Source organism: Saccharopolyspora rosea, assembly GCF_025643595.1.
Lineage (GTDB): Bacteria > Actinomycetota > Actinomycetes > Mycobacteriales > Pseudonocardiaceae > Saccharopolyspora > Saccharopolyspora rosea.
Window position 1 is genome coordinate 743,042 of record NZ_CP102826.1, and the last position, 20,951, is coordinate 763,992.

Annotated in this window: 18 protein-coding genes; 9 read left to right on the top strand and 9 right to left on the bottom strand. The window is 72.2% G+C overall.

Annotation, left to right across the window (positions count from 1 at the left end):
- The first annotated feature begins 113 nt into the window (after positions 1-113).
- Positions 114-1,097 carry an NAD(P)/FAD-dependent oxidoreductase gene (locus tag NV263_RS03665; RefSeq protein WP_263251053.1) on the top strand — a complete coding sequence of 328 codons (984 nt, stop codon included), beginning with the start codon at positions 114-116 and terminating at the stop codon, positions 1,095-1,097.
- 64 nt (positions 1,098-1,161) lie between these two features.
- Here NV263_RS03665 and NV263_RS03670 read toward each other — a convergent pair whose 3' ends face one another.
- From NV263_RS03670 to NV263_RS03695, 6 genes are all read right to left on the bottom strand, one after another.
- Positions 1,162-1,956, bottom strand: a complete 795-nt coding sequence (locus tag NV263_RS03670) for a S1 family peptidase (protein ID WP_263251054.1) — start codon at positions 1,954-1,956, stop codon at positions 1,162-1,164.
- A gap of 201 nt (positions 1,957-2,157) precedes the next feature.
- Entirely contained in the window at positions 2,158-3,204 is a 1,047-nt protein-coding gene (gene glpX / locus NV263_RS03675) for a class II fructose-bisphosphatase (protein ID WP_263251055.1), read from the bottom strand.
- 232 nt (positions 3,205-3,436) lie between these two features.
- Positions 3,437-3,652, bottom strand: a complete 216-nt coding sequence (locus NV263_RS03680; RefSeq protein ID WP_263254040.1) for an exodeoxyribonuclease VII small subunit — start codon at positions 3,650-3,652, stop codon at positions 3,437-3,439.
- Between the two features lie 35 nt (positions 3,653-3,687).
- Complete coding sequence (locus NV263_RS03685) at positions 3,688-4,116, bottom strand: hypothetical protein (RefSeq protein ID WP_263251056.1); 429 nt, start codon at positions 4,114-4,116, stop codon at positions 3,688-3,690.
- A 14-nt stretch (positions 4,117-4,130) separates the two neighbouring features.
- Positions 4,131-5,324: an exodeoxyribonuclease VII large subunit gene (gene xseA / locus NV263_RS03690; protein ID WP_380756808.1), complete on the bottom strand. Its 1,194-nt coding sequence runs from the start codon at positions 5,322-5,324 to the stop codon at positions 4,131-4,133.
- Positions 5,325-5,375: 51 nt separating this feature from the next.
- Positions 5,376-5,813, bottom strand: coding sequence for a lipid droplet-associated protein (locus NV263_RS03695; protein ID WP_263251057.1), 438 nt, complete (start codon positions 5,811-5,813; stop codon positions 5,376-5,378).
- 100 nt (positions 5,814-5,913) lie between these two features.
- On the opposite strand from NV263_RS03695, the gene NV263_RS03700 reads away from it, so the two are divergent.
- Positions 5,914-6,933, top strand: coding sequence for a 4-hydroxy-3-methylbut-2-enyl diphosphate reductase (locus tag NV263_RS03700; RefSeq protein ID WP_263251058.1), 1,020 nt, complete (start codon positions 5,914-5,916; stop codon positions 6,931-6,933).
- A gap of 3 nt (positions 6,934-6,936) precedes the next feature.
- Here the strand turns inward: NV263_RS03700 and NV263_RS03705 are convergent, their stop codons facing one another.
- Complete coding sequence (locus NV263_RS03705; RefSeq protein ID WP_317630390.1) at positions 6,937-7,863, bottom strand: DUF6542 domain-containing protein; 927 nt, start codon at positions 7,861-7,863, stop codon at positions 6,937-6,939.
- A gap of 239 nt (positions 7,864-8,102) precedes the next feature.
- Here NV263_RS03705 and NV263_RS03710 point away from each other — a divergent pair, with 239 nt between their 5' ends.
- The 4 genes from NV263_RS03710 (at position 8,103) to NV263_RS03725 (ending at position 14,696) form a co-directional block, all read left to right on the top strand.
- Positions 8,103-9,683 carry a sugar ABC transporter ATP-binding protein gene (locus tag NV263_RS03710; protein ID WP_263254043.1) on the top strand — a complete coding sequence of 527 codons (1,581 nt, stop codon included), beginning with the start codon at positions 8,103-8,105 and terminating at the stop codon, positions 9,681-9,683.
- Positions 9,680-10,708, top strand: a complete 1,029-nt coding sequence (locus NV263_RS03715; protein ID WP_263251061.1) for an ABC transporter permease — start codon at positions 9,680-9,682, stop codon at positions 10,706-10,708. The genes NV263_RS03710 and NV263_RS03715 overlap by 4 nt, the downstream gene beginning before the upstream one ends.
- 22 nt (positions 10,709-10,730) lie before the next feature.
- Positions 10,731-11,735 carry a substrate-binding domain-containing protein gene (locus tag NV263_RS03720; RefSeq protein WP_263251063.1) on the top strand — a complete coding sequence of 335 codons (1,005 nt, stop codon included), beginning with the start codon at positions 10,731-10,733 and terminating at the stop codon, positions 11,733-11,735.
- Between the two features lie 396 nt (positions 11,736-12,131).
- Entirely contained in the window at positions 12,132-14,696 is a 2,565-nt protein-coding gene (locus tag NV263_RS03725; protein WP_263251064.1) for a glycoside hydrolase family 172 protein, read from the top strand.
- Between the two features lie 60 nt (positions 14,697-14,756).
- Here NV263_RS03725 and NV263_RS03730 read toward each other — a convergent pair whose 3' ends face one another.
- Positions 14,757-15,752: a LacI family DNA-binding transcriptional regulator gene (locus NV263_RS03730; protein WP_263251065.1), complete on the bottom strand. Its 996-nt coding sequence runs from the start codon at positions 15,750-15,752 to the stop codon at positions 14,757-14,759.
- A 194-nt stretch (positions 15,753-15,946) separates the two neighbouring features.
- On the opposite strand from NV263_RS03730, the gene NV263_RS03735 reads away from it, so the two are divergent.
- The 3 genes from NV263_RS03735 (at position 15,947) to NV263_RS03745 (ending at position 19,977) form a co-directional block, all read left to right on the top strand.
- Positions 15,947-17,362 carry an L-fucose/L-arabinose isomerase family protein gene (locus NV263_RS03735; protein ID WP_263251066.1) on the top strand — a complete coding sequence of 472 codons (1,416 nt, stop codon included), beginning with the start codon at positions 15,947-15,949 and terminating at the stop codon, positions 17,360-17,362.
- Between the two features lie 116 nt (positions 17,363-17,478).
- Positions 17,479-18,972: an FGGY-family carbohydrate kinase gene (locus tag NV263_RS03740; RefSeq protein WP_263251068.1), complete on the top strand. Its 1,494-nt coding sequence runs from the start codon at positions 17,479-17,481 to the stop codon at positions 18,970-18,972.
- 72 nt (positions 18,973-19,044) lie between these two features.
- Positions 19,045-19,977, top strand: a complete 933-nt coding sequence (locus NV263_RS03745; RefSeq protein WP_263251069.1) for an alpha/beta hydrolase — start codon at positions 19,045-19,047, stop codon at positions 19,975-19,977.
- A gap of 6 nt (positions 19,978-19,983) precedes the next feature.
- On the opposite strand, the gene NV263_RS03750 is transcribed toward NV263_RS03745, so the two are convergent.
- A complete protein-coding gene (locus NV263_RS03750) occupies positions 19,984-20,898 on the bottom strand; it encodes a DNA recombination protein RmuC (protein ID WP_263251071.1) in 915 nt (304 codons plus the stop codon).
- Positions 20,899-20,951: the final 53 nt, after the last annotated feature.

Consider the following 20,951-nt stretch of genomic DNA (forward strand, 5'->3'; position numbering starts at 1 on the left):
GTACCGCCAACTGCCCGCCGCCGCGCTGCCCGAACCGGCGCAGTGCGAGGACATCGCGGACCGGCGGGACTAGGCTGGGTGCCGTCCACGCGGTCGATGACGAGGTGGTGGGCATGGCAGCGGTGTCGCACGAGGTCGATCTGCTGGTCGTGGGCGCGGGGCCGACCGGGCTTTTCGCCGCGTACTACGCCGGATTCCGCGGCATGTCGGTGGCGGTGGTCGACGCGCTGCCGGAGCCGGGCGGTCAGGTCACCGCGATGTACCCGGAGAAGATGATCTTCGACGTGGCCGGTTTCCCGGAGGTGCGGGGCCGGGATCTCGTTGCGGCGCTGGTGGAACAGGCCGATCAGTACGACCCGGTGTACCTGCTCGGGCGCCCCGCCGCCGAACTGTCCGAAGTGGACGACGGATTCCTGGTCGGGGTCGGCGAGGGCGAGGCGGTGCGCGCTCGGGCCGTGCTGGTGACCGCAGGCATCGGCGAGTTCACGCCGCGCCCGCTGCCCGCAGGCGACGGCTGGGTGGGGCGCGGCGTGGTGCACTTCATCCCCGAACTGTCCGCCCACAGTGGACACGACGTGGTGGTGGTCGGCGGCGGGGACTCCGCGTTCGACTGGGCGCTCGCCCTGCACCCGGTCGCGCGCAGCGTGACGCTGGTGCACCGCCGCGCGCGGTTCCGCGCGCACCCGGGACTGGTGCGCAAGGTGGCGGATCTGGGGGTGCCGCTGGTGGTCGACGCCGAGGTCGTGGAGATCCGCGGCGACGACGACGGCGTGCACGAGGTGGAGATCGCCGTGGCCGGGCAGGAGCGCCGGGTGCTGCCCGCCCAGACCGTGGTGGCCGCGCTCGGCTTCACCGCCGACCTCGGCCCGATCGAGCAGTGGGGTCTGGAACTCGACAAGCGCACCATCCGGGTGGACAGCACCATGCGGACCAACCGCGACCGCGTCTACGCGGCCGGGGACATCGCCTCCTACCCGGGCAAGGTCAAGCTCATCGCCACCGGCTTCGGCGAGGCGGCCACCGCGGTGAACAACATCGCGGTCGCCCTCAACCCCGACGCCCACCTGTTCCCCGGCCACTCCTCGAACATGGGCTGACCGCGCGGTCGCGCGCGGAACCGCCACGGGTGGGCCGGTTCCGCGCGCGACCGCGACGAGCGCGTCAGCCGCCGGTGTTCTGGTTGATCCAGTCGGCGTAGGAGGAGACGTCGGTGTAGATGGACGGACCGGTGGCGCAGGTGGAGTCGCCGTTGCCGGACCGGCTGGTGGCGCCGATCAACTCCCAGTTGCCCTTCGTGCCCTTGATCTGCGGACCGCCCGAGTCGCCGTAGCACGCACCCGAGTTGCCGCCCGGGTTGTCCGTGCAGATCTCGCCCTTGCCGTCGATGCCCTGGCACTTGGCGTCGTCGACGATCTGGGTGTCCAGCTCCTGCAGGTTCTGCGGCGCACCGCAGCCGCCCTGCTCCGGACAGGTCTGGCCCCAGCCGATGATCCGCGTCTTGGTGCCCGGGTCGCCCGACTGCGCGGCGATCTTGATCGGCTGCGCCTTCACCGCGTGGTCGAGCTTGAGCACGGCCACGTCGCCGGACGGGTGCGTCTGGACGTTGGCCACCGTGGCTTCCTCGCCGCCGCTGCTGTGGTCGTTGCTGCCGACCCGCACGGTCAACTGGCCCGCCCGTGGCCCGTCCGCCGCCCCCCACTGAGGCGCGTCGCGCCGCTGACTGCCCTGCACGCAGTGCGCCGCGGTCACCACGTAGTCGGGTTTGATGAGCGAGGCGCCGCAGATGTGCTGGCCCTGCTGCTGCAACGACACCATGAACGAGTACTGCTCGGTGGCGTCGTGACCGCCGACGATGTTGGGGTGGACATCACCGGACGCCGCGACCGCGGGCAGGCCGAGTGCGCCGACCGCGCCGACCGCGGCGATGACCGCGGTCAGAAACGAACGCTTCCGCATGTGCGTCGAAACCTCCCGTCTACCGGCACCTGCTGGCCGGATGGGCTCCGACGCTAGGTCGGCGCACCCGGTTCCCCGTACCTGCGAAGGGAGGCCCCCGGTTGCGCCGAAGGGCGGTGACGCGCCGGAAACCGGCTGGTCACCGCCCTGGTGGTGGATCAGGAGCGGAAGTGGCGGATTTTTCCCACTTTCACCGCTGCGTCACGGCAGCAAACCGTGCCGCGCGGTGTCCTGTTCGGACCCGAAGTCCACGTCGGCGTACTCGCGCAACTTGGACAGCTTGTGCGAGCCGTCGATGACCCGCACGGTTCCGGACTTCGAGCGCATCACGATCGACTGCGTCGCGCAGCGGCTCTTGCGGTAGTGCACGCCCTTGAGCAGCGCCCCGTCGGTGATCCCGGTCGCGCAGAAGAACACGTTGTCGCCGCTGACCAGATCGCTGGTGGTGAGCACCCGGTCGACGTCGTGGCCCGCCTCGCGCAGCTTGGCGCGCTCGGCGTCGTCGCGCGGCCACAGCCGCGCCTGGATCTCGCCGTCCATGCACTTCAGGGCGCAGGCGGCGATGATGCCCTCCGGAGTGCCGCCGATGCCCAGCAGCATGTCCACGCCGCTGTCCGGCCGCGCCGCCGCGATGGCGCCCGCGACGTCGCCGTCGGAGATGAACTGGACGCGGGCCCCCGCCTCCCGGACCTCCTTGACGATCTGCTCGTGCCGGGGCCGGTCCAGGATGCACACGTTGACGTCGGAGACGTCGATGTGCTTGGCGTCGGCGACCCGGCGGATGTTCTCCGCCACGGGCGCGGCCAGGTCGACCGCACCGGCCGCCTCCGGACCGACGGCCATCTTCTCCATGTAGAACACCGCGGACGGGTCGAACATGGTGCCGCGCTCGGACACCGCCAGGACCGCCAGCGCGTTCGGCATGCCCTTGCTCAGCAGCGTCGTGCCGTCGATCGGGTCGACCGCGACGTCGCACTGGGGACCGGTGCCGTCACCGACCTCCTCGCCGTTGTAGAGCATCGGCGCCTCGTCCTTCTCGCCTTCGCCGATGACGACGACGCCGTGCATCGAGACGGTGCCGATGAGCTTGCGCATCGCGTCGACCGCGGCGCCGTCCCCGGAGTTCTTGTCGCCCCGGCCGACCCACCGGCCGGCGGCCATCGCCGCGGCCTCGGTGACCCGCACGAGTTCCATCGCCAGGTTGCGGTCCGGCGCCTCGCGGCGGCGTTCCGTGCTGGATGTGCTCATCGCGCCTCCCGGTGGTGAGCGAATGTCGAGTTCCGCACTGCCCGAGACCGCCGGAGACCGTGGCGCGCTCAGGCTCGTTGCTCCAGATCTTCGCAGACCTCGGGGCCCGTCGGTGCCGTCCGTGGGGCACCCCACTCGGGCCGTTGTGGCAGGTGAGAGCATGCGGCGCCGACGGAGGCGGTGCAACGCCGCCGGTCGCAGCGCCGCGGAGACGTCCCGCGCGCCCGCCGGGCTACTCGTCCTCGACGGCGGCCAGCGCGCGCTCGACGCGCTCCCGGGCGCCCGCCAGGTGGCGTTCGCAGACCGCGGCCAGCGCCTCGCCGCGCTCCCACAGCGCCAGCGAGTCCTCCAGGGACAGACCGCCTGCTTCGAGCTGCTTGACCACTTCGGCCAGTTCGTCGCGCGCCTGCTCGTAGCCGAGCTCGGCGACCTCGGGATGCGCGGCCACCGGGTCGAAGTGGTCGTCGCGCTCGGACTGCTCGCTCACGGGGTCGGACTCTCCACTGTGCTCGGCACGGACACCACCGCGGTGGCGATCGCCTGGTCGTAGCCGACGAACGCCTCGGCGAACTCGGCACCATCACCTTCGCGCACCGCGTCGTTGATGCGCAGCTGCGCTTCGGTGACCCTACGCCGGTGCACCGACCCGCCGCCGTACCACCACCCGGTGCCCACGTAGCCCGACGTCGCCTCGGCCAGCGCGCGCAGCCGGAACGGCAGGTCGCGCCGCTCCGGGGACTGGCAGCCGCCCAGCAGCGCGGCCCAGCAGCCGACGGCGGCGGCGTCCGCCTCCTCGGCGCAGCGCCGCACCTCGCCGCCCCGGGCCCGCGCCGCGGGCTCGGCCGACCACCCGGCCGACCTGGCGACGCCCACGGTCAGCGGGAGGAACGAGGGCTCCTGCTTCGGGTGCACTGTCTCCGTCCTGTTCAGCCTGCTCCGTCCGGGACCACCGCGTGGACCGCTCCGTCAACGACCCGCACCCGCAGCCGAGTTCCCGGCGGGGCCTCGTCGATCGATCTGAGCACGCCGTCCACGCCGTCCGGGTCGACGCGCTGCACGATCGCGTATCCACGAGCCAGCGTGGCCGCCGGGCCCAAGGTCGTCAAGCGTGATCGCATCGCGGTCAGCGCGTGGCCCTCGGTGCCGAGCACCGCCGTCACCGCCCGCCGCGCCCGCTCGCGCAACGCCTCGACCTGCTCGGCGCGGCGTTGCAGCGGGCCGTGCGGGTCGGCCAGGACGGGGCGGCTGCGCAGCGCGTCGAGCAGCCGCCGCTCCCGGTCCACCCAGCCGTGCAGCGCGCGCCGCGCCCGGTCGCGCAGCTGGCGGATCCGCTGGGTCTCCTCGGCCACGTCCGGCACGATCCGCTTGCCCGCACCGGTCGGCGTCGAGCACCGCACGTCCGCGACGTGGTCGACCAGCGGCGAGTCCGGCTCGTGCCCGATCGCGCTGACCACCGGGGTGCGGCAGGACGCGACCGCGCGGCACAGCGCCTCGTCGGAGAACGGCAGCAGGTCCTCGACGCTGCCGCCGCCGCGCGCCAGCACGATCACGTCGACCTCGGAGGTCCGGTCCAGCTCGGACAGCGCTTCCAGGATCTGCGGCACGGCGGTGGAACCCTGCACCGCGACGTTGCGGATCTCGAACCGGACGGCGGGCCAGCGCAGCCGCGCGTTGGTGAGCACGTCGTGCTCGGCGGCCGAGGCGCGACCGGTGATCAACCCGACCCGGTTCGGCAGGAACGGCAACGCCCGCTTGCGCGCCGGGTCGAACAGGCCCTCCGTCGCCAGCAGCTTGCGCAGCCGTTCGATGCGGGCCAGCAGTTCACCGATGCCGACCGCGCGGATCTCGTCGACGCGCAGGCTCAGCGTGCCCCGGCCGACGAAGAACGTCGGCTTGCCGTGCACGACCACCCGGCTGCCGTCGGTCAGCGGCGGATCCATCCGGCGCAGCATCGCGGCGGCGCAGGTGAGCGTCAGCGACACGTCGGCCGACGGGTCGCGCAGCGTCAGGAACGCGGTCGCCGCACCGGGCCGCAACGAGATCTGGGTGATCTGCCCCTCCACCCACACCGTGCCGAGCCGGTTGATCCAGTCGGCGATCTTGCGCGCCACGGTGCGCACGGGCCAGGGCTGCTCGGGACTGGTCGGAGAACTCAGGTCCGCTCCTCGGGGTCAGGGGTTGCGGAGCCGGTCCAGGCGGTTGGACAGCATCCGCAGGAACTCGGGTCGGCGGCCGTGCGCGCGCTCGTGTTCGAGCAGTTCGACGAGCTCGTCCTCGGTGAACGAGCGCAGCCTGCCGCGCAGCTGGGGCAACGTCAGATTGTCGTAGTCCCCGACGTCGGGCGGTCCGCCGGACCCGGCGACCTCCTCGTCCTCGTCGAACGTCGCCCAGCCCGGCTGTTCCTCCGGGGTGCCGAGCGCGGCCAGGGCCTCGTCGCCCTTGATCGCCAGCTCGGTGATCTGCTGCTGGACCCGCATCGAGACCTGCAACGCCTGGCTGGCCACGGTGACCGGCAGGCCGAGCAGGGTGGTCGGCAGCTGGCGGGCCTGTTCGACGGCGGTGGCCGCGACCCCGGCGGCGACCCGAACCGGGAGGGGGAACGATCGCATGGCCCCAGCCTGCCCGAATCGCCGCCGAGAAGCCATCGCCGTCGATGAGGTGGCGGGCACCGCGCTGAGTGCGTCGTGGCTGGTCCGTACCCTGGGCGGTATGACGAGTTCGCCTCAGGACACCGACCTCGCCGACCGGACGACCGAGCAGGGCAAGCGGGTCCTGCTGGCCAAACCGCGCGGGTACTGCGCCGGGGTCGACCGCGCCGTGATCACCGTGGAGAAGGCGCTGGAGACCTACGGCCCGCCGATCTACGTCCGCAAGGAGATCGTGCACAACCGGCACGTCGTCGACACGCTGCGGGAACGCGGTGTGATCTTCGTCGACGAGACCGACGAGGTGCCCGAGGGCGCGTTGGTCGTCTTCTCCGCGCACGGGGTCTCGCCGGCGGTCCACGAGGAGGCCCGCCGCCGCAACCTGCGCACCATCGACGCGACCTGCCCGCTGGTCACCAAGGTGCACAAGGAGGTCAACCGGTTCGCGCGCGACGACTACGACATCCTGCTCATCGGTCACGAGGGCCACGAGGAGGTCGAGGGCACCTCGGGTGAGGCGCCGGAGCGCGTGCAGCTGGTCGACAAGCCCGAGGACGTCGAGAAGGTCGAGATCCGCGACCCGTCCAAGGTCGTGTGGCTGTCCCAGACCACGCTGAGCGTCGACGAGACGATGGAACGGGTCGACCAGCTCAAGGAGCGGTTCCCCGATCTGCAGGCGCCGCCCAGCGACGACATCTGCTACGCCACCTCCAACCGCCAGTACGCCGTCAAGGCGATGGCGCCGGAGTGCGACCTGGTCATCGTCGTCGGCTCGCAGAACTCGTCGAACTCCAAGCGGCTGGTCGAGGTGGCGCTGCAGGCCGGCGCCTCCGACGCGCACCTGGTCGACTACGCCGCCCAGATCGACGAGAAGTGGTTGGAAGGCGTGACCACGGTCGGCGTCACCAGCGGCGCCTCGGTGCCGGACGTGCTGGTCATGCAGGTCCTGGAGCACCTGTCCGAACGCGGCTGGAACCAGGTCGACGAGGTCACCACGGCCAACGAGAAGGTCACCTTCGCGCTGCCGCGCGAACTGCGCAAGGACCTCAAGGAGAACCCGGACGCCCCCAAGAGCGTCCGCTGAGCCTCACCGCGGGCGGCGCGGGCGCCGCGGCGGCTCCGCCGCCGGGGGCTGCTCCGGCGGGCGCGGGCGGCCGGGCGCCTGCCGCGGAGCGGGTGCGCCGCGGCGCGGCGGGACCGCCCGTTCCGGACGGCCTTCGCCCGCACGCGGCCTGCCCGGGGTGTCGCCGCGGCCGCGGCCGCGGCCGGGGACGTCCCCACCGCGCGGGCGGCCAGGAGTCTGGGACCGGTTGCGGCCGGTGTCCGCGGGACGGCCGCGCTGCGGTCGTCCGGCGGCGCGGTCGTCCGGCGGCGGAGTCCGGTTGGCGCCGGTGTCCCGCGGGCGCTTGCGCGGCGCGTCGCGCCCGTCGCGCTCGGGGCGCTGCCGCTCGCCCCTGGCGGGGCGCTGCCGTTCGGGGCGCTGCTGCCGTTCCGGGCGCTGCTTGCGCTCGGAGTCGGCCGGACGGCGCTTGCGGGGCGGGGCCTCGTCCTCGTGGTCCGACGCGCGCTGGGTGACGAAGATCCGGACCAGCCCGATACCCAGGGTGACGCCCGCGGTGGCCGCCATGATGGGGAAGCTGCTGATCAGCGGGTTGACGATGCCCAGGATCTTGCCGGTGAGCCCGCTGCCGCCCCCGGAGCCCGCGATCAGCACGACCACCGGCATGACCACGGCGAGCACCAGCGGCGCCTGCACCATCGGCCCGAACACGTTGCGCCGCTGCACCAGCGTGACCGCCAGCACCGCACCGACGAAGAAGCACGACTTGAACAGCAGGTCGGGTTTGGACCAGATCAACAGGTCCAGCAGGGTTCCCACGGCGGTCGGCACGCCTGCGACGAGCACCGCGGCCCACAGGGGCACTCCCCGGGTGCCGAAAGCGGAGTGTTCCGACCAGTGGGGCGCGCCGCTGTCCGGGTGTGGCGCGCGCTTTCTCTCGCGGGTGGCGGTCACAGATCCCAACGGTAACGGTCCAGTACGTGAGGGCGAGAGACCTCTCCGCAACTTCCGCGTCGCGAGGCGGTGAACGTCTGCCCGTTCGTGCTTCCGTGACCGCTATGTGACGATCACGCCACCGAGCGGATATCCGCGTTTTCTGCGGGATCTGTGAGTCTTGACACAACCAGTCGGAGCACTTAGCGTCCGAGCAATCGTTTTCTCGGGATTGTCGAGACGGCGTGACCGGGGGTCCGATGAACACCACGCCACCACTGGTCGACATGGCCGGCATCACGAAGCGCTACGGGGGTGTGCTGGCCTGCGACGCGGTCGACCTGACCGTGCGCGGCGGTGAGGTGCACGCCCTGCTGGGGGAGAACGGCGCGGGCAAGTCCACGCTGATGAAGGTGCTCTCCGGCGACGTCACCGACCACGAAGGCCGGATCGGCGTCGAGGGCGAACCGGTGCGGTTCGCCGGACCCGCCGACGCCCAGCGCGCCGGGATCGCCATGATCCACCAGGAACTCGACCTCGTGCCGGGGCTGAGCGTCGCCGAGAACCTGCACCTCGGCCGGGAGCCGCGCACCCGGTTCGGCGTCGTCGACCGGCGCGGGATGGCCGAGCGCACCCGCGCGCTGCTGCGCCGCACCGGCATCGAACTCGATCCGGGGCGCCCGGTCGGCCAGCTGCGCGTCGGCGAGCAGCAGTTGGTCACCATCGCCCGCGCGCTGGCCCTGGACGCCAAGGTCCTGATCATGGACGAACCCACCTCGGCGCTGTCCAACGCCGAGGTGGAGCGGCTGTTCGCGGTCATCCGCGAACTGCGCCAGCGCGGCACCGGCATCGTCTACATCTCGCACCGGATGGACGAGATCGGCCGGATCGCCGACCGCGCCACCGTGCTGCGCAACGGCCGCGTCGTCGCGGAGTTCGACGCGCGCGAGCTCACCGCGGAACAGGCGGCCGAGGCGATGGTCGGCCGGTCGGTGCGCACCCTGTTCCGGACCGAGCGCGCCGAAGCCGGCGAGGAGCTGCTGCGCGTCCGCGGGCTCGCGGTGCGCCCGCGCCGACCCCGCGTCGGCAGGCGCGAGCCGGACGGCATCGACCTGACCGTGCGCCGCGGGGAGATCGTCGGCCTGTGCGGGCTGCTGGGCTCGGGGCGGACCGAACTGCTGGAGACCCTGTTCGGCGCCGGCACGCCGGGCGAGTGGGTGGGCGAGGTGCTCCTCGACGGCAGCGCGGTGCGGCCGTCGAACCCGCGTCGGGCGCTGCGCCGGGGCATCGCGTTCGTGCCCGAGGACCGGCGCGCGTCCGGTCTGGTCCTCGACCACTCGGTGCTGGCCAACACGGTCCTGTCGGTCGTCGACCGGCTCGGCGCGGCCGGCCTGGTGCGCAGGCGGGCCGAGGTGTCCGCAGCCGAGCGCAGCGTCGAGCGGCTCCGGGTCAAGCTCGGCCGGATCGTCGACCCGGTCGGCACGTTGTCCGGCGGCAACCAGCAGAAGGTCGTCTTCGGCCGGATGCTGCTCACCGAACCCCGGCTGCTGCTGCTCGACGACCCGACGCGCGGCGTGGACATCGGCGCGAAAGCGGAGATCTACCAGCTGCTCGGTGAGATCGCCGGACGCGGGATCGGGGTGCTGCTGGCGTCCTCGGAACTGCCCGAGCTGGTCGGGGTGTGCCACCGGGTCGTGGTGCTGCGCGGTGGGCGCAGCGTCGCCGAGTTCGACACCGCCGGAACCGGTGAGGCGGAGCTGCTGGCGGCGGCGATGGGAGAACGCGGCGGGTCGGATCCGGTGCTCGGGCCGAGCCCGGGTGCTGGGGGAGGAGCGCGATGAGCGAGACGACGCGGGAACGGCCCGCCGAGCAGCCGGCGCGGCGGCGCGCGGGCACGGTGGAGACGCTGTTCCGGTTCCAGAGCTTCTTCGGCCTGGTCGCGGTGTTCGTGGCCGCGGTGGTGTTCTCGCCTCGCACCGGGACCACGATCCTGTTCCTGACCAGCGACAACCTGTTCAACATCGTGCGCGCGGTGGCGGAGATCGGGATCATCTCGGTCGGCCTGACGTTCGTGATCCTGATCGGTGGCATCGACCTGTCGGTCGGTTCGGTCCTCGGGCTCGCCGCGGTCGGCTCGGCGGTGCTGATGGTCTCCGACGGGCTCGGCGTGTTCGCCGCGGTGGGGCTCGTGCTGCTGGCCGGGATCGTGTTCGGCGCGTTGCAGGGCGCGGCGGTCGCCGAGCTCGGCGTGCAGGCGTTCATCGTCACGCTCGCCGGCCTCCAGATCGCCCGCGGGCTGGCCCGCATGTGGTCCGGCGGCGAGACGGTGCAGATCTCCTACGGCAACGGCCCGGGGCAGGCGCCGGTGCTGTTCTCGCTGCTCGGCGAGCGCACGTTCGGCGGCGTCGTGCCGATCCCGGTGCTGATCTTCGCGGTCGTGGCGGTGGTCGCGGTGCTCTTCCTGCGCGGCAGCGCGTACTCGCGGCACCTGTACGCGATCGGCGGGAACGAGAAGGCCGCGCGGTTGTCCGGTGTCCCGGTGAACCGGGTGAAGATCATCGCGTTCGCGATCTGCGGGTTCTGCGCCGCGCTGGCCGGGATCGTGCACGCCGGGCAGCTCAACGCGGGCAGCCCGAACGACGGCATCGCCTACGAGCTCGACGGGATCGCCGCGGTGGTCGTCGGCGGCACCAGCCTCGCCGGGGGCCGCGGCTCGGTGATCGGCACCATCGCCGGCGCCCTGCTGCTGGGCATCCTCAACAACATCCTCAGCCTCAACAGCGTCGACACGGACGTCCAACTGCTGATCAAGGGACTCGTGATCGTGGCGGCGGCGGCGTTGCAGCGGCTGCGCCCCTCGTCGTGACCAACACCCGGGAGGAAGCACGATGCGCAAGACGACGAAGTCAGTGCTGGCGGTGGTGTGCGCCCTGGCCGCGTTCACCGCGGCCGGTTGCGGAACGACGAGCGAGAACAGCGGTCAGGTCAAGCAGCAGAATCCGCTCGCGAAGTGCAAGGGTCCCGGCGGGCACTACACGATCGGCATGAGCCAGGCCAACCTCGCCGAGCCCTACCGGGTGCGGATGGACGACGACATCAGGCAGGCGGCGCAGCGGGTCCCGCAGTTCGACGTCCAGTTCTCCGACGCGGCCAAGGACAACTCCAAGCAGATCAGCGACGTGGAGAACTTCATCACCAAGCAGGTCGACCTGCTGATGATCTCGCCGAACGAGGCGGCGCCGCTGACCGACGTCGTCCGGCAGGCCTACAACAAGGGCATCCCGGTGATCGTGCTGGACCGCAAGGTCGACGGCGACGCCTACACCACGTTCATAGGGGCGGACAACACCGACATCGGCCGCCGGGCCGGCGAGTACTTCAAGACCGCGGTGCTGCCCCAGGGCGGCAAGATCGTCCAGATCAAGGGCTTGTCCGGCTCGACCCCGGCGGCCGAGCGGGAGAAGGGTTTCGAGCAGGGCATCGCGGGCTCGGGAATCCAGGTCGTGGCCACCGCGGACGGCGAGTGGGAGCGGTCGGTCGCCCAGCAGAAGATGGACGCGATGCTCAAGGCCCACCCCGACATCCAGGCGGTGTACTCGCAGAACGACCCGATGGCCGAAGGCGCCTACCTCGCCGCGCAGGCCGCGGGCAAGCGCGATCTGAAGATCACCGGGATCGACGGCCTGCCCATCCCGTCCGGTGGCATCAAGGCCGTCGAGGACGGCCGGTTGCAGGCGACGTTCGTCTACCCCACGGGCGGTGCGGAAGCCGTGGCGGCGGCCAAGAGCTTGCTCGTCGACTGCAAACCGGTGCCCAAGACGCAAACGCTCGGCACCGAGCGGGTCACCCGGGACAACGCCGTCGAGGTCTACGACCGGTTGAACCACCGCTGAGCGCGTCGGGTGAGCGGTCGCGCGCCGCGCTCACCCGTCCGCACCACGCCGGACGCGGTCCGGAGTTTCCACAGTGGAAGTCGGCTTTCGCCGCCCTTTTCCGACTGTTCGTTTTCCGCTTGGTGAATGCCGATAACACCTGGTTGGTGGTTGTCGAAAGGTCGTCTTCCCGGGAACCATCTCATTGTGTGAATTCGCATTGCGGATTCGCTTCGACACCGCCGAGGTCCTTGGAGCAGAAAGGCCGATTTCTTTACGCTGCGCACGGCTCGGCGAGCGATCTTCGCGCCGTGGCCGGGAAACAAGCAGTCCCCCGCGAATCGCGCGCCGTCGGTTTCGGTCGACATGCGCGATCGTGTTCGCTGCGGACGAATGGGGTGTGGGAGGGGCGAGCACATGAAAGACGGCTCAGAACGAGAAAGACCGGTACCCGGCCGCCGGCGTTCGCGGCGTCTCGGCGCCTGCCTGGGCGTCGCCTCGCTCGCCGCGGCCGGGTTGGTCGCCGACGCCGGGTTCGCCCCGGAGCGGGCGCTCGGTCAACCTCCGGCGGCCGCGCGCAAGGGGCCGACCGGTTGGGACACCTACCGGAATCTGGACGGGCTGGCGCAGCTGCGCGGATCCGAGCAGTCCCGCCAGTTCTCCAGCTTCGACCGCACCGGCGGGAACAACGACGGTTTCCAGGGCACCTACTCCTGCCTGCGCACCACCGACCAGGGCTGCGTCATCGCCGAGCACTCCGGACCGGGCGAGATCTCCTCGATCTGGTCCACCCGCGAACCGCTCGGCGACGTGACCGGGACCGGCAACATCATCGTCGAGCTGGACGGCCGGGTGGTGCTCAACGCACCGCTCATCGACGTGGTCAGCGGTCGGGTCGGCGGCCCGTTCCAGTGGCCGCTGGTCGGCAACGCCGACGACGCCGCGGGCGGAGCGGTCGTCAAGGTGCCGATGCCGTTCCGCAGTTCGATGCGGGTGACCGTGCAGCACAACCCGGACTTCTACCACGTCGACTACCGCGCCTTGCCCGACGCGGACGGGGTGCGCACCTTCAACCCGGCCGATCCGGCCACCGACGTGCTCGACCGGCTGCGCCGCTTCGGCGTCGCCGACCCCAAGCCGCCCGCCCCCGGCGCCACCCCGACCCGCCGGGACTTCCAGCTGCCCCCGGGAGCCTCGACGACCGTCGCCGACCTGAGCGGACCGGCGCAGATCAGCCAGTTGCGGCTGCGGATCCCGCAGATCGTGGCCAGCCCCCGGGTGGTCGACGACGGGCGGGCCTTCGGCCAGGGCGGCGGCAGCCGGTTCACCATGCGCATCGATCCGGCCAACCAGGGCGTGCGGCTGATCCGGCGGTTCGACCCGCAGGTGGCCGACCAGGTCGCCGACGTGTTCGTCGACGGCCGTCCGGCCGGGCGGTGGCAGAGCGGCCCGGCCGCTCCCGGGCGGTGGGGCGTGCAGGTCATCGACCTGCCGCCGGAGCTCACCGCCGGGAAGTCCTCGGTGGAGATCTCCAACCGGTTCGTCTCGTCCTCGCTGGACGTCAACGAGTTCCGCTACGACGTGCACAGCAAGGTCGGCGGCGACTGGAACCGCACCGACGTGCTCGACCTCGGCCCCGCCCACCCCGGCGAGGAGAGCGCGCACGGCTACCGCATCGACAACCCGGTCTTCGCCCGCACCAAGCTGATCGCCCGCTACCCGTCGAACCCCGACCAGGTGGCCGCGTCCGACTCGGTGCTGCAGAACACCCGGCTGCGCATCACCTTCGACGGCAACACCACGGTGGACGCGCCGATCGGGGAGTTCTTCGGTTCCGGGCTCGGCGAGTACGACGTGCGCAACCTGATGAGCTCGATGGACCCGGGGCTGGACGGCTGGTACACGGCGTGGTGGCCGATGCCGTTCAGCAAGGGCGCCAAGGTCGAACTCGTCAACGACGGCAACGTGCCGATCAACGCGGGCACCGCCGAGGTGACCAGCGCCCCGGCTGAGATCGGCACCAACACCGGCTACTTCCACGCCACGCACCGCCGGGCCCGCACGGCGCAGGGGCAGGACTACACCTTCCTGGACGCCAAGGGCTCCGGCACGTTCTACGGCGTCACGCACAGCATGCGCGGGCTGATCCCGCCGGGTGCGGCGGTGCGCAAGGACCAGCCGCACTCGCTGGCCGACCGCCAGGCCAACCAGCGCAACTACCTGGAGGGCGACGAGCGGTTCTACACCGACGGCTCGTCCAGCCCGGCGTGGCACGGCACCGGGACCGAGGACTTCTACGAGTCCGGGTGGTACTTCCGGGACGGCACCACGTTCTCCATGCCGCTGGCCGGGAACCCCGCCTACGAGGTCAACGGCGACGGGTGCGAGTACGACTGCACCGGGGCCTACCGGCTGATGGTCAACGACGCCGTCCCGTTCTCCGACGGCGGGTTGTTCGGCATCGAGCACGGGCCGACCAACGACGAGCCGGGGGACTACAGCTCGACCGCCTACTGGTACGGCGGGCACCCGGCGGCGGTCCGGCAGACCGACGAGCTGGACCTGACCAACCGCGGCAGCAGGGACCAGCACGGCTACCAGGCGGTCGGGGAGACGACCGGGCCGCTGGACTCGACCTTCGAGGGCGGGCGGAACCCGGCGCCGCTGAGCCGCCAGGTGTCCGCGGCGACCGGCCGGGTCAGCTTCCGGGCCGCGGTCGACGCGGGCAACACCGGTGTCCGGCTGCGGCGGCTCTCCGACCAGGAGAAGGCGTACCAGCAGGTCGACGTGCTGGTCGACGGACGACCGGCGGGCCGCTGGATGCAGCCGCTCGGCAACGCCCAGCACCGCTGGTTGGAGGACGCCTTCGACATCCCGCCCGCGCTGACGCAGGGCAAGTCCTCGGTCCGCGTCGAGTTGGTCCCGGTCCAGGGCGCACCGGCGTGGACGGCGTCCCGGTACCAGGTGTTCTCGCAGCGGTAGGCGTCGTCGTGTCCCGGCGGCCGGGGGCCGATCTCCGCGGAGATCGGCCCCCGGTTCGCGTCAGGAGCGGCGGGTGCTGCCCCGGGGGACGAGGTGCGCCGAGAGGGTCGTGGTGCTGGCCTTGCCGCGCTCCCCGGAGATGCGGCCGAGCAGCATGCGGGCGGCCGCGGCGCCCATGTCGTAGGCGGGCTGGGAGACGACGGTCAGCGGCGGATCGAGCAGCGTGGTCCACGGCGCGTCGTCGAAGGCCACCACCCCGACGTCGCGTCCGGGCCGCAGCCGCAGCTCCACCAGGGTTTCCAGGACGCCGACGGCCATCGCGTTGTTGGCGACCAGGATGCCGTCCGGCGGGGCCTGGCGGGCCAGCAGGGAACGGGCCGCCTCCCTGGCACCCGCGGCCCGGAACTCCGAGCGGCGCACCAGGTCGGGGGAGTCGTCCAACCCGGCCTCCCGGACCGCGTCCCGGTAGCCGTTGAGCCGGTCGTCCGCGGTGAGCACCCCGCTCGGCCCGGTCAGGCAGCCGATCCGGCGGTAGCCCTGCTCCACGAGGTGCAGGGTGGCGTCCCGCGCGGCGCGCCGGCTGTCGACCAGCACGGTGTCCCCGTCGGAGTCCGGCAGCGGGCGGTCCACCGCGACGACCGGCGTGCGGTGCCGCCGCAGCAGCTCGGCGCTGTCACCGCGCCCGGTGGGCGACAGCAGCACCCCGGCGACCCGCTCCTGGAGGGCGACGTCGACGTACTCGTGCTCCTTGTCCGGTTGGTCGTCGGAGTTGCACAGCACCACCGAGTACCCGGCCTCGTGCGCGACGTCCTCGGCGCCGCGCGCGATCGCCGTGAAGAACGGGTTCTCCACATCGGAGATGATCAACGCGAGCACCGCGGTCTCCTGCCTGCGCAGGTTGCGGGCCGGTCCGTTCGGGCGGTAACCGAGCTCCTCCGCGGCGGTCAGCACCCGGGAGGCGAGGACCGGGTCCACCGTGCTCTTGCCGTTGAGCGCGCGGGAGACCGTCGCGGTGGAGACTCCGGCGCGGGCCGCCACATCACTGATCGTCGCCACGTCTTCTCCTCCGGGTCGTCCGCTGCCCGCGTGATCGCGGGCGAGCCGCCTTGACAGCGCGTGTCCTGCCAGAATAGCGTCCGAGAAAACGATTGCTCAGCTGCGCCAAGGGCGTTTTCCGCCACCTCCGCCGGGGCTCCGGCGCCCCGGTCGGTCCGCAGTCAACGTCGCCTGTGACGAATTCGGGAGGAACCATGGCCCGCATCGGTGTCATCAGCATCTCCGACGGCCGTGACCACGTCCACGCGCGCAACGCGGACTTCATCCGGTCCAAGCAGGACGGCCTGGTCGAATCCCTGCGCCGCGCGGGCCACCAGGTCGTGGTGGGCGACGACCTGGTGGCCACCAACGTGCTGGCGACCTCGGTGGCCCGCAAGGTCGCCGCCGCGGATGTCGACATCACCGTTCTCTACTACTCCGTGTGGGCATTCCCGCACTTCACCATGCTCGCCGCCGACGCCACGCGCAGCCCCCTGGTGTTGGTGGCCAGCACCGACCCCACCGAACCCGGCCTGGTGGGCATGCTCGCCGCGGGCGGTGCGCTGGACCAGATCGGCCGGCGGCACACCCGCGCCTGGGGCGCACCCGACGACGCCGAGCTGGTCGAGCGGATCGGCGTGCAGGCGGCCGCCGCCGCGGCGGCGAAGTCGTTGCACGGATCGACGTTCGGCCGGTTCGGCGGGCGTCCGATGGGGATGAACACCGCGGTCGCCAACACCGACCAGTGGCAGCGCAAGTTCGGCATCGACGTCGAGGAGATCGACCAGTACGAACTCGTGCTCCGGGCGGAGAAGGCCGACCAGGCCGAGGCCGCGAAGGCCCGCGAGTGGATCGAGCGGCACGCCGCCGGGGTGCACTACGACGGCAAGAAGCTCACGCCCGAGCTGCTGGAGCGGCAGATCCGCTCCTACCTGGCGATCCGGGACATCATCGCCGAGCGCAACCTGGATTTCTCCGGGATCAAGGCGCAGCCCGAGCTGACCGAGAACTTCGCGACCATGGACGTCACCGAGGCGTTCCTCAACGACCCGTACGACTGGAACGGTCCGAAGGAGACGCACGTGTGCGCCACCGAGGCCGACATGGACGGTGCGCTGACGATGCAGCTGTTCAAAGCGGTCGCGGGGACTCCGGTGCTGTTCGCCGACGTGCGGCACTACCACGCCGACCGGGACATCTGGGACCTGTGCAACTCCGGCCAGCACGCCACCTGGTTCGCCGCGCGCAGCGATGACCCGGCGGAGAACCTGGCGAAGGTCAACTTCTACCCGGAGGTGTTCTTCTTCCCGGCCGGAGGCGCGTCGGTGCAGCACATCGCTGCTCCGGGGGCGATGACGCTGGGGCGGCTCACCCGCGAGGACGGCGAGTACCGGTTGCAGCTCATGCTCGGCGACTTCGAGAGCTACGACGCGGCGACGAACAAGCTGCTGGTGGACCAGTCCACTCCGGAATGGCCGCACGCCTTCGCGCGGCTGGACGCGCCGGGGGAGCTGTTCCTGTCGAAGTTCGGCGCCAACCACATCCACGCGGTCCCGGGCGACCACCGGCCCGCGCTGCGCGCCCTCGCCGACCAGCTCGACATCCGCCTCGACGAGTGGACCCGCGGCTGACCGCACCCGCGGCCCGGTGCGGCGTGCCGCGGAAGTTCCGCGGCACGCCGCACCGGGCGGGGTGGGCATCGGTGTCAGAGTGGGTGCGACGCGGCCGGCTGGGAGGAGTTTCGTCGATGAGCGACGTGGTGCTGCTCGGGATCGACATCGGAACGTCGAGCTCGAAGGGGGTGCTGGTCAGCGCGGACGGGCGGGTGCTCGCCCGGGCCGGCCGGCCGCACGAGACGTCGTACCCGCACCCGGGGTGGGTCGAGCACGACGCCGAGGCGGTGTGGTGGGCGGACTTCACGGCGCTGGTGCGGGAGCTGCTGCCCGCCGCGGAGGGCCGCACGATCGGCGGGCTCGGCGTCAGCGGCATCGGACCGGTGCTGCTGCCCGCCGACGGTGACGGCAACCCGCTGCGCCCGGCGATCCTCTACGGCGTCGACACCCGCGCCACCGCGGAGATCGCCGAGCTGACCGAGGAGTTCGGCGCCGACGAGATCCTCGCGCGCGGCGGTTCGGCGCTGAGCAGCCAGGCCGTGGGCCCGAAGGTGCGGTGGCTGGCCAAGCACGAGCCGGACGTCTACCGGCGCACCGAGAAGCTGCTGATGTGCAGCTCGTACCTGGTGCACCGGCTGACCGGCCGCTACGTGCTGGACCACCACTCGGCCAGCCAGTGCGACCCGCTCTACGACCTCGGCGCCCGGGACTGGGCGCGGGACTGGGCTGAGCGCGTCGCGCCGGGCCTGGAGCTGCCCGAGCTGAGCTGGCCGACCGAGGTCGTCGGCCGGGTCGGTGCGCGGGCGGCGGCCGAGACGGGGCTGCCCGAAGGGCTGCCGGTGACCACCGGCACGGTCGACGCGTGGGCGGAGGCCACCAGCGTCGGCGTCCGGGCGCCCGGCGACGTGATGCTGATGTACGGCACGACGATGTTCTTCGTGCAGGTGCTGACCGATCCCCGGCCGCACCCGGTGCTGTGGGGCACTTGCGGTGCTTTCCCGGACACCTACACGCTGGCGGCCGGCATGGCGACGTCCGGTGCGGTCACCGAGTGGCTGCGCGACCTGGTCACCGGGGACTTCGCCCAGCTCGTCGCCGAGGCGGCCAAGGCACCGGCGGGCAGCCGCGGCCTGCTGCTCCTGCCGTACTTCGCGGGGGAGCGGACGCCGATCTTCGACCAGGACGCGCGCGGTGTGCTGGCCGGGCTGACCACCGGTCACGGACGCGCCGAGCTGTACCGGGCGGCGCTGGAAGGCATCGGCTACGGGGTCCGGCACAACCTGGAGGCGATGAGCGCGGCCGGTGGCACCGCTGGTCGGCTGGTGGCCGTGGGCGGCGGTACGCAGGGCGGGCTGTGGACGCAGATCGTCTCCGACATCACCGGGCAGGAGCAGCAGATCCCGGCGGAGACGGTCGGTGCGGCCTACGGCGACGCGCTGCTGGCCGGCGTGGGCACCGGCACCGCGGTCGACCCGGACGGCTGGAACCCGGTGACCGAGACGGTCCGGCCGAACCCGGTGAACACCGAGCGCTACGACGCGTTCTACCGGCACTACCGGGACCTGTACGAGTCGACGGTGCGGATCCAGCACTTCCTCGCCGAGCAGCAGCGCGCTGCCGACGAATGACCCGCGCACTCCTCCCGACCTTGCTACGCTCACTCGTTCGAGTGAAGACGAGGTCGGGAGGCTGGCGAACTGATGGACGTGCGACGTGCCCTCCTCGCCGGTCTCGCGGGGATGTCGCTGCTGGTCTCCGGCTGCGCGCGGACCCCGGACGCGGATGCCGCCCGGTCCGCGGTCGCCGCGCGTGATCTCGGCGCCGCGCAGGTGGTCCGGGGGTTGGTGTACGCCCGGCGGGACAGCGGGCCGCTCGCCCTCGACCTCTACCTGCCGCGCCGCGCCGGGACGCGCACGCCGTTCCTGGTGTACGCGCACGGCGGGGGGTGGGACGCCGGGGTCCGGACGCTGGACGCGGACCGGGGCGCGACCGAGGCGTTGACGACCCAGCGGCTGGTGGAACGCGGTTACGCGGTGGCGACCGTGGACTACCGGCTCACCGGCGTCGCGAAGGCGCCCGCCCAGGTCGTCGACGTCGCCGACGCCGTCCGGTGGCTGCAGGCCAACGCGGGCCGGTGGCACCTCGACCCCGACCGCGTGGGGCTGTGGGGCGCCTCGGCGGGCGGCCACCTCGTCGCGCAGCTCGGGGCGGTGGCCGGGGATCCGGCGAAGCCGGGCGGCGGGCTGCGCGGGATCCGCGCGGTGGTCGACTGGTTCGGCCCGACCGATCTCAGCGCCGAGGCGCAGACGGCGCACCCCGAGCTCACCGGTTACGCGAAGCGCGTGATCACCGAACTGCTCGGATGCCTGCCGGTCGACTGCCCGGCCGTGGCGGACGCGTCGAGCCCGATCAAGAACCTGTCCGGGGACGAGCCGCCGTTCCTGCTCCAGCAGGGCACGGCGGACTCGCTGGTGCCGGTGGTGCAGAGCCTGGACTTCGCCGCGGAGCTGCGGCGTCGCGGTGTGCCGGTCGAGATGCACCCGTACGAGGGGCTCGACCACGGCTTCGGTCGCGGTCCGCGCACCGAGGCGATCGCCGACACCGCCACGGCCTTCGTCGCCGGCCACGTGTGAGCGGTGTCAGCCCGCGAGGTTCTCCTCGTCGCGGCGGACGTCGCCCGGGGTGCCGGTGCCCGCCGTCTCGGCCAGCGGTTGCACGGCGCTGCGGAAGGACTCCAGGGCGTCGAGCTCGCGGCGGCGCGCCGAGACGAAGCGTTGCAGGTGGGTGCTGGAGAGGTTCACCGCCTCGACGGCGTTGGTGGCGCAGCGCTGCGCCCGGACCGCCTGGCTGCGCACCCGCTCGATGTCCTCGGCGATGGTGCGTTCGGTGGCCGCGAACATCGCCGCCGAGGCCAGCACCGCGAAGCCGGTGGGACCGCAGAGGAAGATCCGCTTGTCCAGCAGCCAGGTCAGCAGTTGCGGATCGGTGTCCAGGGCGGCGATGACGGCCGCGTCGGAGGGGACGAACATGATCGTCCCGTAGATCGCGTCCGCCCACTTCTGGTAGCCCTTGCCCGCGAGTTCGGCGGCTCGCGAGCGGATGTTGCGCACGTGCACCCGCAGCGCGTCGGCGCGCTCGGCGGGGTCGTCGGTCTCCATCGCCTCGGCCCAGACCGCGAGGCTGGCCTTGGCGTCCACCGGGACCTGGCGACCACCGCCGACGGTGAGCACCATGTCCGGCCGGGCCGCGCCCCCGCCCGCGAGGTCGGTCTGCAGGCTGAAGTGGACGCCCTCGCGCAGGCCCAGCGAGCGGGCGGTCTCCACGAGCACCTGCTCGCCCAGTTCGCCGCGGCCGGTGATGGAGGCGAAGGCCACCTCGTAGCGGCGCAGCGCCGCCTGCTGGTCGGCGGTGCGCCTGCGTTCGGCCTCGACCATCCGCAGCGCCTCGTCGGCGCGGCGGGCGCTGTCGGTGTAGAGCCGCCAGATCAGCAGCAACGCGGCGGCGAACACCAGGACCAGCACGATGACGAGGATGACCAGGACACCGGTACTCACATGCGCTCCGTCGGGTAGGGGGCCGATGCCGTGCATGGTGGCCGACCGGTCCG